Raw genomic sequence first — 16293 nt, forward strand, 5'->3', positions numbered from 1 at the left:
TTTGCCGCAATTTGCGGTGCGGCAATATCAGGCGGGAATGCCCAATGTCACAGTTTCTGATATCGCTAAACGCATAACGTCCTGGGCTATCATCAGCTCTTCATTGGTATTAATCACCGCCACTTTAACCACCGCATTTTCCGTCTGAATAAAGGTGGCGTTACGCTGATTTTTTTCTTCATCAACGGCCAGACCTAAGAAATTCAGATTGTGGCAAATCGCGGCGCGAGCCCGCGCTGAATTTTCACCAATTCCCCCGGTAAACACCAGCGCATCCAGACCGCCCATCTGCATAATATAGCTGCCAATAGTGGCGCGAATCCGCTCGGCAAAAAGCGTCAATGCCAGTGCTGCCTGGTGATTGCCCGTATCTGCGGCATGTTCAACATCCCGGTAGTCGGGTGAAACACCAGAAACTCCGAGTAATCCGGACTCATTGTTGAGCAATTGGTTGAGCTGCTGCGGGGTTTTGCCTTCACGCAGGGCAATCCACGGCAGAATGGATGGATCAATATCGCCACTTCGCGTGCCCATCATTACGCCAGACTGCGGCGTAAAGCCCATGGAGGTATTCACCGAGTGTCCGCCTTTGATAGCGCAGATGCTGCTACCGTTGCCCAGATGACAACAAACAACCCGCAGGGCACTGAGCGGCACGCCCAGCTTTTCAGCAAGCTGAGCGCTGACATACTTGTGGCTGGTACCATGAAAACCATAACGACGAATACCCAGCTCTGAGTAGTAGCGCCAGGGCAGGGGATAGATGAAAGAAGGCTCATCAAGGGTCTGATGAAAAGCCGTGTCAAAAACCGCAACAGCCGGCGTTTTCGGCAGTAGCTGGCGAAATACCGCAATCCCCAACGCATTAACCGGGTTATGAAGCGGTGCCAGTTCCGCAAGGCGTTCGATTTCCGCCAGTGTTTCATCGGTTACCCGCGCGGAATCTTTGAAGGATTCTCCACCGTGTGCGACGCGATGGCCTACGCCGTCGATCTCTTCCAGACTGCTGATAATATTGTGGCTGAGCAGTTTTTCCAGTAGCAGCGTTACTGCTTCACGGTGATCGGCTACGGGCAAAGTCTCCTGCCATTTTTGCGCTGGTGTTTTTAGGGTGACTTGCGCATCAGACATACCGATACGCTCGATCAGTCCCTGGCAAATCATTTCACCCTGCGGCATCGCCAGAAGCTGAGACTTAAGCGAGGAACTGCCTGCATTAATGGCCATTATTTTGTGAGACATGAAGGTTCCTTTGCATTCAGAAAAATGAACATCTCATCGACCCCGGTATTCTCCAGCGCGCTGGTGACAAATACTTGTTGCGCGCCAGCCTGAACTAGCCAACTCTCCACGAGAGAAATACGCTGCGGGCTGGCTAAATCGGCTTTGGTGACGAGGCCGATAACGGGTCGGTTCATCGGACCAGTAAAACCTGGAGAAAAAGGTGACCACGGCGCGTCAGCATTGAGAACCAGCGCGATGATGTCTGCTTCACAGGCGCTGGCCAGCAGCGCGCTGTACAGGCAGCGGTTTTCGAGATACTCACCCGGTGTGTCTATCGTTGTGGGAGACCAGACAATGGCCTGGGTCTTCTGATAGTGAAGCGCCTCTCCCCGCATGCACTGCGTGAGTGACGTTTTACCGCACTGGCTGGGGCCAATTAGCATTATGCGTTTCATGAGATTATGTCCGGGTGATGGGACAGGCGGTAAAACGCATCATTTCGCCCAGCGTCCGGGTTACCTGTTTCAGCGCGTACTCAACGGCGGAAACATCGCCCGTCAGCACCACTGCGCCGGTAAAACGGTCGAGAAAACCAATCTCTACCGCCCCGGATTTCGTGGCGATATCACAGGCGATGATTGAGGCTTCGCTGGGGGTAATCGTCAGAATACCGATTGCGGAAACCGACTCTGGTAATCCCAGTTTCTTGAACAAATCTTTACCCGGATTAGCGATAAGATGCGCCAGCGTAACCTGCTTGCCAGGAACATATTCCTGAATCATACGATCCGTGGTGGGTTGTCTTTCCATTATCCCTCCACCATCTGTCGCCACATGCTTTCATGCGGACGAGGGATGACCGAACGGTAAACCAACAGACCTTTTTCACCTGCACTTTCACTGGCAACTGTCACTGCGTTATTCACATCAGACACATCGCCAGCGACAACCATGTAGCACTTGCCGCCAATACCAAATGCCATATGGACGCGTACCAGCGTGACATTGGAGGCTTTAACCGCACGGTCGGCGGCGCAGATGCAGGCCGCAACGCTCCATGTTTCAACAATGCCAACGGCCTGACGCTTATCCACGCTGTTAAGTCCACTGAGCGCAGGAAGTACGCTGGCGTGAATGTTGGGTAGTACCAGACTATCAACGAGCATATCGCCAGCAAGAGAAGTTCCGGTGGCGATCGCCTGTTGTACTGCGCCTACGTCACCACCGAGCATGAGCAGAAATTTACCCGGGCAGATGGTCTTGCTGACCAGTAAATTCACATTCGCGCTTTTTAACATGGCATCGCCCGCTTCCATTCCTTTGGCAATGCTGGTGAGTTCTAAAATCCCTATAGCCTGAGACATGATTAACCTCTTATTACCGTGATGGATTGCTCAGTAATTTCGCTGACAATACCGTCAATACTGGCGTGGACAGGTGCGCCTAATGCACCGGACGGCACATCGGCAACGCATTGACCGCGAACAACGTGTTCGCCCTGCAGTACACATGGGATGGCGCTGGCACCAATATGCTGGCGTAGCAACAGCGTCGTTTTATCCGTGGGAAAATCAGTCTCAGTCAGTGGCGCATCGTGATACCAGTCGCTAAGGCCCAGTTTGGTAATAAGGCGCTTCACCGGAATAAGCCGATACTTCGCCATTTCATCCTCAGGATTTAACGGCCCTTCATAACGATGGTTGAGCGCCCGTAGCTCGCGTTTAAGCATGCGGTTGATTCGCATCGGTGAAATCCCAACCGGACAGGCTACGCTTTCACATACATTGCATTCTGAACAGGTCAGGGCCGTGAGCAGTAACTGCGGTGTGGCCGCCTGCTGATAATTAACCGCGCGAACCAGCAGGTGCGGCGATAATTCATGGCCGATCAAATGTCTTGGGCACAAATCCGTACACAAACGACACTGCTCGCAAACGGTTTTTGCGACGGAAAGCACGGTGCGTTCATCCTGCATCCGCCGCTGAATCAACGCATGAGACTTTGGTAAAACCAGCAGTCCCCCGGTGGTCTTGCTGACTGGGGTATCCAGTGAGGTAATCAGGCCGCCCATCATCGGGCCACCGTTAATAAAACCGGGATCGTCAACGGTAGCACCACCGGCCAGCGCCAGAACCTCACGTAAAGACATTCCGATAGGGACGGTAAGAGTGATTGGTCTGGCGACCGCGCCGTTAACGGTCAGGGTACGACGCGTAACCGGGTATTGCTGCTCAACGGCTCTGGCGATGTTGAGTACAGTCTGGACGTTATTGACCACCACGCTGACGCTGACCGGCAGCGCGGCAGGCGGAACTCTCCGGCCCGTTGCCATCCAGATGGTCAAAACCTCGTCACCAGCCGGGTAGACATCAGGCAAAATATGTAAGCGGATCCCGGCAGGCAGAAGGGGCGTTAACGCATTGATAGCCTTTTGATATTTCTCTTTGAGCGCAATAATACCGGCCCTGGCCCCGGTAGCCGTCATGGCATATTGAACGCCACGGATAAGTCGCTCAGCCTGAACGGCCATCAATTGCTGGTCAACTTTCAGCATCGGCTCACATTCTGCCGCATTGACCAGAAACGTATCGACCTGCGCCTGTAATTTTACGTGAGCAGGAAAGCCAGCGCCTCCGGCCCCGACAACACCCGCTGCGCGAACGCGTTCGCGAATTGTCTGCACATCATAAAGCGTGGACTCTGCCGTCATGGCTGTCTTCATAATAATTCCTCAAGCAGTTCCTGCATGGCGCTGGCGTCGGCAACACGAGGATTGGTTTGCAGCGTGACATCAGCCAGCGCGGCCTGAACCATCGACGGTATACGTTGTGACCAGGCTTGCTTTCCGTCTTTAAGCGCGTCAGCAAAAGAAGGTAACGCACACTGTTTTTTGAGTAGCTCTATATGACGAATTAGCGCATTCAGTGCCGCCGTATCGTTCGCGTTATCCGGACATAGGTGGCAGGCTTTAGCGAAACGGGCGTATCGCTTCGCAGCCCGCGGATCGCGGGCATTAAAATGAATGACATGGGTCAGCAGCAGCGCATTGGCAAGTCCGTGGGGCAGATGAAACTGGCCGCCCAACTGATGGGCAATCGCATGATTGATACCCAGACCAGCCTGACTGAATGCCATTCCCGCGAGCGTTGACGCGTTGTGCATTTTTCCTCTGGTTGCCAGGCAGTCGCCTTTGCTGACGGCGACAGGCAGGTACTGGAAGACAATTTGTGCCGCTTTTTCAGCCAGCGCATCGGTGAAGTCGCTGGCTTTCGTGGATACGTAAGCCTCCAGCGCATGCGTTAATACGTCCATGCCGGTATTCGCTGTTATGGCTGGTGGAACGCTGACGACCAGCGTCGGATCAAGGATGGCCATGTCCGGATAAAGCGCATTATTAAATAATGGATACTTAATGCCTTTATCCGGATCGCTAATCACGCAGGCGCTGGTCACCTCCGATCCCGTGCCGCTGGTGGTGGGAATTGCAACGCAGGTTTCAATCTCAATACCGAACTGTCGGCTGAACCAGACGATGGCTTTTGCGGCGTCCAGTGCAGATCCACCGCCAAAACCAATGACGACGTCCGGTCGTAGGGACTGCATTTGCGCAATCCCTTGTACTACCGTGCTAATGGTGGGATCGGGGGTGATATCGCTGAAAATGCTGATGCGGTTATCCGCTGGCAGCGCGTCGCGCAGCTTTTCAATCAGGGGAGAACGCGCGAGAAAACCATCGCAGATAATCCAGATATGCTTATTCGTGAAGCGCTTAAGCACATCCAGGCTTCCCTGGCCGCTGTACAATCGAGTTTGCAGTGAAAAGCTTTTCATAACGGCCCCATTAGCGAATAGAAAAACCGTTTGTCAGCACGCAACGACGAGAGCGTGCGAAAGTGCGCGCAGATGTCGTTCCTTCACCGGTCGGCGTTGCGATGGTGAAGGTGGTAAAGCCTTCACCACCAACGCCAATCCCAGCATAAGAGGGGCCATTTTTCACAAAAATGGAGGTCTGAAGCGTGCGCGCGGCAAGGTTCAGACGTGACACATTTTGCGAATGCATAATGGCGGTGTGATGCAATCCCTCTTCAACCTTCAGGGCCAACGTTAACGCGCTGTCAAAATCGCTCACCGTTACGATGGGGAGCATTGGCATCAGTTGCTCGCTGGTAACCCATGGGTCGTCAGCCTTGACGATACCTATCAGTAATCGAGGTGCTTTTGCCGGAACCGGTATTCCCGCGGCTTCCAGTAAGGTTGCCGGGCTTTTCCCTACCAGTTGTTTATTGGCTATTCCTTCTGGCAGACAAACTGCGCGCAGTTTGTCTATCTCTTCGCTATTGAGTCGCATCGCGCCAAAAGACTGCATTTGTTGAACCAGTCGTTCGGCAACGGCATCAACAACAATCAGACTCTTCTCAGCAATGCAGGGGAGGTTGTAATCAAAGGATGCGCCATTGATGATATCTTCCGCCGCCTTAACCAGGTCGGCTGTTTCATCAACAATGCAGGGAGGATTGCCTGCGCCTGCGCCAATGACTTTTTTCCCGCTTTTCATGCCCATAGCAACAATGCCTGGACCACCGGTAATCGCCAGAACTGCGATTTTAGGGTGCGCCATCATCTGCTGGGTAGCCTCAAAAGTTGGTTCTGTGACCGTGACGACAAGATTCCGAATCCCGCAGCAGCGAAAAGCAATATCTTCAATCATGGTAATCAGCTTCAGTGAGACCGCTTTTGCACCTGGATGTGGGCTAAAATAAACGCTATTTCCCGCAGCCAGCATACTGATGCTGTTGTTAATAATGGTTTCCGTCGGGTTGGTACTGGGGGCGACGGAACCAATCACCCCAAAGGGTGAATACTCGAATAACACCATGCCGCCGTCGCCGGTAAGCGCCGTGGTGGTGAGATCTTCGATGCCCGGGGTATTGTCCAACGCAGCTTTATTTTTAAGGAACTTATCCTCTTTGTTGCCCATTCCCGTTTCGGCAGCGCTTTCAGCAGCCAATGAAGCAAGGTGAGGCGTCAGCTCTTCTCGCAGGGCGTTAATGATGGCGCTGCGGGTTTTCAATGGACATTGCTGATAACGCAGAAAAGCCTGATGAGCGGCATCGATCGCTTCGCTAACGGACGGAAAAATTCCATTACCCTTAACTTCTGCTTTGGCCGGGGCAAGTTGCTCACTCAAAATGTTACGAATAAGGGTTTCAAGTTCTGAAGTGTTCATTGATGTGTTCTCACGTTAATTGCCGCAATGGCCGTTTCTGCAATGTCCATATCCTGCTCAACGCTTCCCCCGCTGATGCCAAGACCCCCAAGGAGTAACCCCTCACGCCATAATGCGTACCCGCCACCGAAGGTGACGACTTTTCCCTGCATATGGCTTTCCAGACCGTAAAGCGCGGCGCCTGGCTGCACTGCCGATGTCAGCTCATGCGTGGCGGTTTTCATTGCCACGGCGGTCCAGGCTTTTTTCGGTGCCAGTTCGCTACTGACGAGTAATGCGTCAGGCATGCGCCAGGTCACCGTTTGGGTCCCATTCGCATCAACAATGCTGATGACGACCGGAACCTGAAGTTCTTCTGCTCTCGTTACCGCAGCGCGAGTGAGTTGGTGGAGTTCCTGAAAAGACAGAGACATAGCCGGCTCCCTGGTAGCTGATGTACGGATGGCTGCGAGATAACGCTCCGCCACTTTCTGAATAATGTTGTTTTGATGGGCGTCATGATCTTCTGCTCGTGCAAGCGCATATAAGCAGTCGGACAGGCGATTGATATAACGCATCAGCACGTGTCTGACGGAAATCTCGGTGGAGAGTTCGACCAGTCGCCTCTCTGCGCGGCGGGCCAGCGTGCGGGCAAAGTGCAGACGGCTGGCGGCTTCGCTGCGGCCAGGTAAAATAAAGCTGCGTAGGGAGGGGACTCTTCCCATCGCTGTATCGATAGCGGCCTCCAGCGCGGCAATTTCTTCTGAGCTGATGTAGCGCTGCTCTGGCGCTGGCTGTTCGCTTTCGCTTGCCAGCTCGGCGCTGAACCAAAAAAGCTGCAGTTGAATGTTTTCGAGTAACTGGCGGTGCTGCGGTTTTTTCGCTGCGCAAACACACAGGCTAAGCGCCGCATTAAGTTCGTCCAGCGTACCGTAAGCCTCGACGCGCGGGTGCGTTTTGCTCACGCGTTGCCCGGTAAAGAGGGCCGTTGTGCCGGCATCGCCAGTGCGGGTATAAATCGCCATAGTTCCTCCTAACGAGAAAGCGTGTCGACAATGCCGACGATAGCCAGATCGATGGCCTCATTAGGGCCGGAAAAAACGTGTCTGGCGCTGGAGCCACTGCTGAGTAATACCAGTTCTCCAGTTCCAGCGCCGACAGAATCAACCGCGACTTCATCTCCACTCACAGGGGACGCGGGAAGTTCTCCGTCCGCACTCACCCGACGTACCAGCAACAGTTTCTTCCCCACCAGTGATGGAGATTTTTGCGTGGAAACCACAACGCCTGTAACCCGTGCCAGATGCATAGCTCACTCCTGCTTAATTAATTGGACATTTCGCGTACCGACGGCGTCCTGAGCCAGAGCCGTCACGACACATCGACGACGTAGCACCAGAACGCCCCCCTTCAGTTGGGCGACGTCGGCATAGCTGAGAAGTTTGTCAGGATGCAAAACGATGATTCGCCCCAGCTCGTCACTGAACTCCAGAGGCAGACGCGCGAGTTTTCTAACGGGGATTGCGGGTAACAATCGGTGTTGTAGTGAAATTTTCACGCGGACTCCGCATGCCAGCGCTTCGTGGATCGTTACCACCGACATGTTGTCCGCGCAGCCCTCGGCAATTTGCTCCAGCAATGGCAGGTCCGCCTGCAGGAGGTGGAGCGACGAGTACTGGCAGCACAATGTCCGTGGTTCGATTTCGCGTAACTGCGCGACGCTAAGCGAGAGCGTGCTTTCCGCGCGTTTTTTTAATCGGGAAACAACCTCCTCGATAATGCGTTGCAGCAGTTCGTTGTTCATCGTGGGCTCACCAGTGTGGCAAATGCCTGCGGATTATCTGCGCCCGCAGCATTGGCTTCGTCGGTATCGATATGCATCTCAAGGCGCATATCCGGCGAAACGCGTACGGCGACGTTATCGAAAATCAGTCGACGTTCATCGCCATTAATGGCAACAGAGACTTTATCGCCATGGGAAACGCGCAGGATTAGGGCATCGAGCGGCGACATATGGATATGGCGTTGGGCGACGATTACCCCGGATGCTAAGTCCAGTTCAGCAAATGGACTGATAAGGCGAACGCCTGGCGTGCCCTCGATACTGCCTGACATCCGTAGTGGAGCAGCAATTCCCAACGTACGAGCGTCGGTACGAGAAATTTCGACCTGACTGGTGCTACGCAGTGGGCCGAGTAAGCGCACATTTTTTAACTGACCTTTTGGTCCCACCAGTGTGACGGTCTGGTCTGCTGCATATTGTCCGGGCTGCAGCAGCTCTTTTTTCTCACTAATAGGGTGATTGGGAAACAAGCGGTCGTAATCTTCAGCGCATAGATGAATATGACGATTAGAGATCCCTAGCGGAATAGGGCGCTCACGCATTTCATCCAGAACTTTGGTGACCGTTGTCTCAAGTTGCTGTTTATCCATCACGCTTCACCTCGTTTGCCTGAGTGCAGACAAAGAGAGCGCGGCTCGCCTTTTTGACGGGGGCAGGCAGGGTCAAGACACAGATTGCAGCTAATCAACTCTGCATCTTGCGGCACTTCGGGCGCTGCATGGTCCTCAGGCATCTCTTCATGTGGTACGACCGGTGTCGGGGCGGGCGCTGGCTCAGACTCCGGGATGACGCTATGTGACAGAATGCCATCCCCTGGTCTGGATATGACTTTGTGAGCCACCAGTCCATCTCGCTGGTCAGCGAAACTGACACCGGTGGAAATGGCCGCCTGGACGGAGGCCACATCCCCGATTATCTTGATCACCATCCAGCCTGAACCGTTGGTTTTTTCGAGGCCCACCAGCGTGATGGAGGCGGCTTTCGCCATGACGTCCGCGCAACTGATGGCTAATGCCAGACCACTAACTTCAAGTAATCCCAGTGATTGCTTCACGCTGTGCTCCTTGGTTGCAACGACTTATGCGGATTTAGGTAAAATGGCTTCAACGTCGCTGTGCGGACGCGGGATAACGTGGCAGGATTTCACCTCGCCAACGGCGCTTGCTGCAGCGCTTCCTGCATCTACGGCAGCTTTCACTGCGCCGACATCGCCGCGAACCATAACGGTGATAAGGCCTGAGCCGATTTTTTCGTAACCAACCAACTGCACGTTTGCGGATTTCACCATGGCATCAGCGGCTTCAATAGCGCCGACGAGCCCTTTTGTTTCAACCAGTCCCAGTGCGTTATTCATACTGCTTTTCTCCTGTGGGTTATGAGTGGCATTCCCGAAACGGAATGCCTTTAACCAGCCGCGCAGCGTTATTACCAATGCTGCGTCGGGCGTGGTTATCTTGTTGATACGTCAGCGTAAATAGTGGCGCTGATGTGGGTAAGTTTTTATAGTGCACGACCAGTTTTTCGCGACTGCAGCCAATGCCAACCAGCAGCGGCGATTGGCAAGCCGCCAGCCATGCGTTGTGGATAACGTCAGTTGACGGGCTCTCCTGAATCACAAAGGGGATCCCTTCTTCTTCAATACCCAGCAACACATCACTCCAGACGTCAGTGCATCCAGCAGTGGCGAAGATAACGATGGCTGGCGTGGTGAGATTACTTTCCATGAGCGAATGCCTTGTACCAGGAGAGAATCAGCCCTGTCGCGACCGCGTTGCGCGGACCTTCGGTGCCACGAATGTTGCCGCGCCCGGCAACCAGGCGATAGTGCGCCAGCGCATCGGTGACCAGTTGCGGAACTTCAAAGTCCAGGGATGAGCCGCCAACCAGCACCACAAAAGGAATATCCCGAATGTTCCCGGTCGGACTCACCTGACGTAGCGCTCTGAGTGCGTTGGTGACGAAAACGCGTTCCTTAGCGCTGCGGCGAATGGCCCGGACTTTCTCCAGCGCCAGTTCGCCTGGCAGTGGCACCAGTTCATCGGGTTTTACTACGCATACGCGGGCAAAAACCGTTGGCGGGAGAGGTGTAGGGAAGAACTGGACGCTGCCATCTTCGTGGCGAAGATGGAACAAGCTCTCGACTTTCGCCAGCGGGTACTTTTTGATCTCTTCAGCGAGATAACGGTCTTCCAGCCCCAGTTCACGGGCAATAATCATCGTGACCATATCGCCCGCACCCGCCAGGTGCGTGGCAATAATTTCGCCTTTCGGGTTGATGATGGAGGCATCGGTCGATCCTGCACCGAGGTCCAGAATAGCCAGTGGCCGCGTCGTGCCGGGGGTGGTTAAGGCCCCCAGAATGGCAGCTTCGGCTTCGGCGCCGCCAACCTGGACGTCAATGTTGAGCTTTTGCGTGATTTCCTGAGCAATCATCGCCATTTGCAGGCGGTCTGATTTCACCATGGAAGCAATGCCGACAGCTTGTTCCAGCGAGAACTCACCGGCTAGCCCGCCGGTCACGCTGACGGGAACCGAGGTATCGACTGCCAGCAGGTCCTGAATAAAAATTTCGTGGCTGGGTTTGTTGGTTAATTCAGCCATTGTCTGGCGCACATGTTCCAGCATGCCGCCAATATTGGTGCCAGCCTCTCCGGTGACGTTATCCAGTTTCGGGCATTCGCCAACCGCTTTCATAATCGCTTCAGCGCCAGCTGCAACGTCGACCCGTACGGTACGACCCTGCGACTGTAGCTCCAGATTTCCGGCAGGAATGGCTCGTGCTTTCACATCACCTGATGGCGTTTTCACTACCACGGCAGAACGGTTGCCAATCAGCGCCCGCGCCATCGGGACAATGTTTTTAGTCTCGTCGGCGTTGAGGCCAAAAACGGTCGCAATCCCGTAAGGGTTAGAAAGCGTTTCAATGACTTTTCCTGGAATTGCGACCTCAATGGCAGCCAGCATACCTAACGGGATGCGGTCGATATGAAGGACTTCATCGACGATAGGCAGGGGGTGGGTCAGACGATTACTGACCAACACGCCATCGTCCTGCTGCAAAATAACGCCAGTTAACTGGTATCCGGCGCGGACGGAGGCATTAATCATCGTGGCGACATCGGCGAAATCAAAGGCCGATGACACCACCAGAATATAGGGCGTATCCGCCGGACGGCTGAGCAGGTCTTCCGGCGTAATAGTGACGCCAACGCCTAATCCGACGCCGCCCGGCGTTTTAGGGTTATGGCCGATCATGGTGGATTCAGTGATGATGGTTTCGGTTATCGTTTCCATCGCGACGTCGCCAATGACCGGGGTGGCTTCGTTAATACGGATTAGCGAAATATCGCTGACATTGATACCGGCATTTTTTGCTGCCAGCGAAAGTGCCTCCTGAATACCAAACACATTACGTAATGTGCCTTTAATTCCGGTGGTTTCTGCCAGCGCGCTGCCGGTGATGCTCAGTGCGCCAGACTCATCGAGGGCAGCCAGAGCGACTTCCGTTGATGAGTTGCCTATGTCAATGCCAGCTATATATCGCATGATCCTGTCCCTGAGTTAGTCGTCGCCTTTGAGTTTTTTACGCTCAACGTACAGCGCTGCCGCTTCACGAACGAAAGCTGCACAGATCTTTGCCTGATAACGATTTTCGAGATCGTCGGCGATGGCCATCAGCTCATCTTTCGTTGAGCGGTATGGGCGTAGTGCGTTGTAGATCTCAAGAATGCGATCGTCAGGTACAGCGGTTAGCTCAGCGGCGCGCTCGAAGTTCATCGCCAGTCTGTCACGTCCGGCATCTTTGGCGATTTCCGCCTGAAGGCGCAGCGTTTCAGGGGTGATGCGCATGTCCTGCGCCGTCACTTTGTTGCTCAGAACATTTTCGAGCGTGAAGTCATCCAGAGTTTTGTTGGTTGCGGTTTTTACCCACTCAGGATGTTTATTCGCGAGAGGGTAATCCGTGACTTTCGCGGTATGTGCTGATGAACTCGCCGCGACCGGCGTCGCGGGCTCGCCTTGCAGGCTGTTCATCCGGCTCAGCACATCCCGAACCATCGATTCAATTGCGTCGGTATTCATGGAGTTATCCTTTATCAAAGCGCCACGCGCAGTTCCTGCGGGTTTTTGCCCGTCACGACGTATTTGGTCTCTTTAATGTGCAGAATGGCCGATTTCGCCTGGTACTTAGGACGAGCCATCTGGTCATTCAGAGTAGGGACCGGTTGCGGAGATTCACGCTTGGCATAACGCGCGGCGTTTTTACCGATCTGACGATAGGTTTCCAGCGTCAGAAGTGGTGCCTGAGGGAACAGCTCCAGGTTAGAAAGCGGCGGTAACCCCTGCTGGTGGATTACCGTGGTGCCTTTTGACTGGATGCCGATAGAGATCCCGGAACCGCTCAGACGGTTACCTTCCACGGCGACAAATGCCACATCGGAGGATTTAAAGCAGCGGATAACGCGCGCTTTAATGCCTTCTTCTTCAATACCCGCAATCACTTCGCGCAAAATGTTCTTATGCGGGATCCCTACGATATTGACGGTTTGCGACAGTCCAAACGCGGGACCTACGGCAATAATCACTTCGTCCTGCTGCTGGCCTTGTTTGGCTTCGCCAATCTCGGTCAGAAAGCTGTCGCCCTGCGCCGCTGCAGCCTGTGGCGCGCTAGCCGCTGTCGATGCGCGGAATGAGACGGGTTTGTCGCTGGTTTGCATTTCAGACAGTACGTCTTCAATTATCTGGCGCAGCAGCTTTTCATTGATTTCCATTTTTCACCCCTTAGCCAAGCTCGTTGGGATCAAGTGCGCCAGGGATGTTTTTGATCTCTTCCCAGCGTTCGCCTTGTAGGCGATAACCTGTTGCCGGACCGGCATAGTCATTGACGTCATTTACTGCGGATAGCACCTGTCCGTCGCCAACGATAATGGCGGAGGTATGCAGATAATCCCCGGTTAACTTGGCTTTCTGGATGTTGAGCATGTCCTGAGCGACATCGGTAAACCCGCCCTGAGCAAGGGCTTTCACCACTTCCAGACCGTTACGGTTTTTATTGATGATCTCTTGCGCAAACTTGATATCTTCAACGATGTTTCGCTCCGGCATATCTTTCGAACCGTGGGCGTAAGTCGCCGCTTCCACTTCTTCATCAGTGATTGGCGGTAATCCCATCCCGGCAAAGACGGCCTGCAGTGCACGTGCCGCTTTATTACGAATGGCGATAACGTCTTCTTCACGAACCGGACGCAGACCCCCATCTACCTTGAGGTCTCGCTGGAGAACGTTGTAGTCGTCAAAATCTTCGGCATCCTCGTTCGAACCCGCAAACATGTTGTCGTAGTTCGGCACAGCGGAATAACCGGAAGAAATGAAGTCAGTACCCGGCAGGAACTGCATCAGCAGGCGGGCAGTACGACGCATATCCGAGTGGGTAAAGGTTTGGTCGTTGCTGGAGGCACACTCCAGATCCAGGGAGGAACAGATCAGGTTTTCAGCTAACACCGCACGAATGCCTGACGGCACAGCGGAAGGCACGCCGATGCAGCTTACTGAACCATTTTGTAAACCCTGTACGCCAGCGGCTTTGGTGATGTAAATACAGCGGGCTTCGAGGTAAAGCATCGATTTCCCTTCGGCGTAACCCATCTGAACTTCTGAGCCAGAACCGGAGGTAAAGCGCATTTTCAGACCGCGTGAGGCGTAGGAAGAGGCGAGGAAGCCTTTCGACCATGGCGTGTCATCGCCGTCGGTAAAGACGGGTTCAGTACCATAGACAGAGATGGTTTCCGCGTAACAGGTGTGGCCTAACATACCGAGTTTAAGTTCGGTCGCCTCTTCCAGCGAGCACTGGGTTAATACGCCAGGGCGCCCAACCTGTGAGCCGACTAACAGCGCAATGGCGTTAAAGGGTGCATAACGCGCAACGGCAACCGTCGTTTCCTGTTCGTCAAATCCGCGCCAGGCGCCTTCAGCCGCATCAGCGGCAATCTGCACCGGATTATCTTTAACGTTAGTGACGTGTGCCTGCTGAGACGGTGTACGACGAGCACGCATTTTCTGCATGGCCATCATCATCTCAACGACGTTCATATGGGACACCACTTCGACAATTTTTGCCGGGGTCATTGCGGTAGTCAGCGGCACAATGTCTTTGCGCTTCACGTTAGGATCGCAAAGCATATTGGCAAGTTTTACTGAGTCCATCGCCATGACTTCTTCAGCGCGCGCCAGGTTAATGCCATAGCGGGCAATGAAATGGTCAATTAAGTCAAATTCACTGGCGGATTTGCCGTCCAGTTCTGTGACTGTACCGTTGACGATTTTAATCGACGGTTTAGGGTCGTTCGGGCTTTCCATCGCAATGAAGCCTTCTTCGATCCACTCCTTAACGAAGCCATCCTGATTCACAGGGCGCTTCGCCAGTGCTTCAAATCTTTTCGATCTCATGAATCAGCCTCACTGATATCAGATGTAGGACGGACGATCGTTTTTCGGTTCTGAGCCGAGGGTCCCGAGTACGGTTTTACCGATTTCGCGGGCGGAGATAACGGCCTGACGTACAGCGCCGGAATCGCCTGAAATGACCAGAATGGCTTCGTTACTGAAGCTGGTGCCATGGGCTGGGGAGCTGTAGGCCACTACTTCCACGTTGGCGGATTTCAGCGCAGTATCAGCCATCAGGACACCAACGGATGCCGGGGCGCCGACGATCACGCCACAGGCACGGCCAATCGGTGCACCAAAGGCTTTTTCCAGCGCGTAGCTGGCGCGTGCGGTGTATTGCATTTCGATGTGACCGGCTTCGTTGGCATACACATCGCCAAAGGTGCGATCCAGTTCTTTCAGCGCAACCTCAATTCCGCGTTTCACGTCGGAAACATCGTTGCCGCCGAGAATAATCAGCGAACCGTGACCCGCACCGCCTTTGGTATCACGTGGTAACTCAATACTGACGACTTCAGTATTGGTGGCTTTTACCGCTTCATCTGCGGCCATGATGTGCGGGCCTGCACCAGTACGCGCGCCAAGGATGCCAATGGAGCGATACCGTTTTTCAAGTTTCATTGCGTCCAGTAGGGCGCTGTCCACGTTGGCGATTACCAGACCGACGGTGTCGCCAATCGCAGTACCGACAAACTCCGTTAAACTGCAGCTTTTCTCTGCCATAGCCGTTTCTCGTGTTGGAGGATTATTTTCAGGGATAGCCTGCTGTTCCGGCGTTGCCACGCGAGCAATCACCTGCGCCATGATCTGATCAACCAGCTCATTGCTGCTCATTAGCTAATTCCCTTCGGTAAGATTTTTTCTACATCGGTGTGAGGGCGTGGGATGACGTGTACGGCTTTCACTTCTCCCACATTACGTGCTGCGGCGGCACCTGCATCTGTTGCTGCTTTGACTGCGCCAACATCGCCGCGGACAATGACTGTTACCAGCCCCGAACCAATTTTTTCGTAGCCGACCAGCATTACATTGGCTGACTTCACCATTGCATCTGCGGCCTCTATGGCTGCAGTCAAGCCTTTGGTTTCTACCATTCCTAACGCTTCTTGTTGCATAAAGACCTCGCCTGGGTTGTCCCGATGTTCATGACTATAAAAAGAAGCGAGGAAAAAGAATGGCTGACTTGAAATTGAGAGTGAAAAAATAATAGAGGTAAGGTGATATAAAATTGCTATTAATTATTTTAACTTATTGTTTTTAACGGATATATTAAATTTTATTGATATGATTATTTAGTTATGTCAGTTCCACATTTACACTTTTTCTGGTGACATTATAAATATCATTTGCTATGCGAAAAAATGAAATTGTGATGGTGGTTTGAAAACGGATTTCTGCTAATAGCAATATTTTATTGTTTTGAAAATGTCCGTGTAATACGCGTAATCCCGATTGTCTCTAATGTTTTAATAAAGTGCGTAGCAAGAATTTGCTATTGCACCACGATTTTAAAGGGCAAGCTATCCGCAGAATGCCAACAATTTGCTGATACGGCCTTTTATAGTAAGCCTCGAAGTAT

General features: G+C 53.4%; 20 protein-coding genes. All 20 read right to left on the minus strand.

Annotated features, from left to right (window positions below; all coding sequences use genetic code 11):
* Positions 1-27: 27 nt before the first annotated feature.
* From OGV52_RS23165 to pduA, 20 genes are read right to left on the minus strand one after another with little or no spacing between them, the layout of a single operon-like run.
* Positions 28-1242 carry an acetate/propionate family kinase gene (locus OGV52_RS23165; RefSeq protein WP_287109227.1) on the minus strand — a complete coding sequence of 405 codons (1215 nt, stop codon included), beginning with the start codon at positions 1240-1242 and terminating at the stop codon, positions 28-30.
* Positions 1227-1679, minus strand: a complete 453-nt coding sequence (pduV, locus tag OGV52_RS23170; RefSeq protein WP_046275682.1) for a propanediol utilization protein PduV — start codon at positions 1677-1679, stop codon at positions 1227-1229. Before pduV ends, OGV52_RS23165 begins: the two co-directional genes overlap by 16 nt.
* Positions 1680-1683: 4 nt before the next feature.
* A complete protein-coding gene (pduU, locus tag OGV52_RS23175; protein ID WP_016156881.1) occupies positions 1684-2034 on the minus strand; it encodes a propanediol utilization microcompartment protein PduU in 351 nt (116 codons plus the stop codon).
* Positions 2034-2588 carry a propanediol utilization microcompartment protein PduT gene (gene pduT, locus OGV52_RS23180; protein WP_287109229.1) on the minus strand — a complete coding sequence of 185 codons (555 nt, stop codon included), beginning with the start codon at positions 2586-2588 and terminating at the stop codon, positions 2034-2036. Before pduT ends, pduU begins: the two co-directional genes overlap by 1 nt.
* Positions 2589-2590: 2 nt before the next feature.
* Positions 2591-3946 (minus strand): cobalamin reductase PduS, encoded by a 1356-nt coding sequence (pduS, locus tag OGV52_RS23185; RefSeq protein ID WP_287109231.1) that lies wholly within the window; start codon positions 3944-3946, stop codon positions 2591-2593.
* Positions 3943-5055 carry a 1-propanol dehydrogenase PduQ gene (locus OGV52_RS23190; RefSeq protein WP_016156879.1) on the minus strand — a complete coding sequence of 371 codons (1113 nt, stop codon included), beginning with the start codon at positions 5053-5055 and terminating at the stop codon, positions 3943-3945. Before OGV52_RS23190 ends, pduS begins: the two co-directional genes overlap by 4 nt.
* Positions 5056-5065: 10 nt before the next feature.
* Positions 5066-6451 carry a CoA-acylating propionaldehyde dehydrogenase PduP gene (gene pduP / locus OGV52_RS23195; RefSeq protein ID WP_047415486.1) on the minus strand — a complete coding sequence of 462 codons (1386 nt, stop codon included), beginning with the start codon at positions 6449-6451 and terminating at the stop codon, positions 5066-5068.
* On the minus strand, positions 6448-7455 hold the full coding sequence (pduO, locus tag OGV52_RS23200; RefSeq protein WP_287109232.1) for a two-domain cob(I)yrinic acid a,c-diamide adenosyltransferase PduO: 1008 nt from the start codon (positions 7453-7455) through the stop codon (positions 6448-6450). The genes pduP and pduO overlap by 4 nt, the downstream gene beginning before the upstream one ends.
* 8 nt (positions 7456-7463) lie before the next feature.
* Complete coding sequence (locus OGV52_RS23205) at positions 7464-7739, minus strand: EutN/CcmL family microcompartment protein (RefSeq protein ID WP_003030211.1); 276 nt, start codon at positions 7737-7739, stop codon at positions 7464-7466.
* Between the two features lie 3 nt (positions 7740-7742).
* Complete coding sequence (pduM, locus tag OGV52_RS23210) at positions 7743-8234, minus strand: microcompartment protein PduM (RefSeq protein WP_049040282.1); 492 nt, start codon at positions 8232-8234, stop codon at positions 7743-7745.
* Positions 8231-8863, minus strand: a complete 633-nt coding sequence (locus OGV52_RS23215) for a phosphate propanoyltransferase (RefSeq protein WP_016153533.1) — start codon at positions 8861-8863, stop codon at positions 8231-8233. Before OGV52_RS23215 ends, pduM begins: the two co-directional genes overlap by 4 nt.
* Complete coding sequence (locus tag OGV52_RS23220; protein WP_200013592.1) at positions 8863-9327, minus strand: BMC domain-containing protein; 465 nt, start codon at positions 9325-9327, stop codon at positions 8863-8865. Before OGV52_RS23220 ends, OGV52_RS23215 begins: the two co-directional genes overlap by 1 nt.
* A gap of 24 nt (positions 9328-9351) precedes the next feature.
* Positions 9352-9627 (minus strand): propanediol utilization microcompartment protein PduJ, encoded by a 276-nt coding sequence (pduJ, locus tag OGV52_RS23225; protein ID WP_001057752.1) that lies wholly within the window; start codon positions 9625-9627, stop codon positions 9352-9354.
* Positions 9628-9646: 19 nt separating this feature from the next.
* Positions 9647-9997 (minus strand): glycerol dehydratase reactivase beta/small subunit family protein, encoded by a 351-nt coding sequence (locus OGV52_RS23230; protein WP_016156873.1) that lies wholly within the window; start codon positions 9995-9997, stop codon positions 9647-9649.
* A complete protein-coding gene (locus OGV52_RS23235) occupies positions 9987-11819 on the minus strand; it encodes a diol dehydratase reactivase subunit alpha (protein WP_279272208.1) in 1833 nt (610 codons plus the stop codon). Before OGV52_RS23235 ends, OGV52_RS23230 begins: the two co-directional genes overlap by 11 nt.
* 15 nt (positions 11820-11834) lie before the next feature.
* Positions 11835-12353 (minus strand): propanediol dehydratase small subunit PduE, encoded by a 519-nt coding sequence (gene pduE / locus OGV52_RS23240; RefSeq protein ID WP_049040279.1) that lies wholly within the window; start codon positions 12351-12353, stop codon positions 11835-11837.
* A gap of 14 nt (positions 12354-12367) precedes the next feature.
* Complete coding sequence (pduD, locus tag OGV52_RS23245; protein ID WP_003844241.1) at positions 12368-13042, minus strand: propanediol dehydratase medium subunit PduD; 675 nt, start codon at positions 13040-13042, stop codon at positions 12368-12370.
* A 10-nt stretch (positions 13043-13052) separates the two neighbouring features.
* Positions 13053-14717, minus strand: a complete 1665-nt coding sequence (gene pduC, locus OGV52_RS23250) for a propanediol dehydratase large subunit PduC (RefSeq protein ID WP_003030249.1) — start codon at positions 14715-14717, stop codon at positions 13053-13055.
* A gap of 18 nt (positions 14718-14735) precedes the next feature.
* Positions 14736-15548 (minus strand): propanediol utilization microcompartment protein PduB, encoded by an 813-nt coding sequence (gene pduB / locus OGV52_RS23255; protein ID WP_016153528.1) that lies wholly within the window; start codon positions 15546-15548, stop codon positions 14736-14738.
* Positions 15548-15829, minus strand: coding sequence for a propanediol utilization microcompartment protein PduA (gene pduA / locus OGV52_RS23260; RefSeq protein WP_003030255.1), 282 nt, complete (start codon positions 15827-15829; stop codon positions 15548-15550). Before pduA ends, pduB begins: the two co-directional genes overlap by 1 nt.
* Positions 15830-16293 lie beyond the last annotated feature (464 nt).

Source organism: Citrobacter sp. Cb041, assembly GCF_030336655.1.
GTDB lineage: Bacteria > Pseudomonadota > Gammaproteobacteria > Enterobacterales > Enterobacteriaceae > Citrobacter > Citrobacter braakii.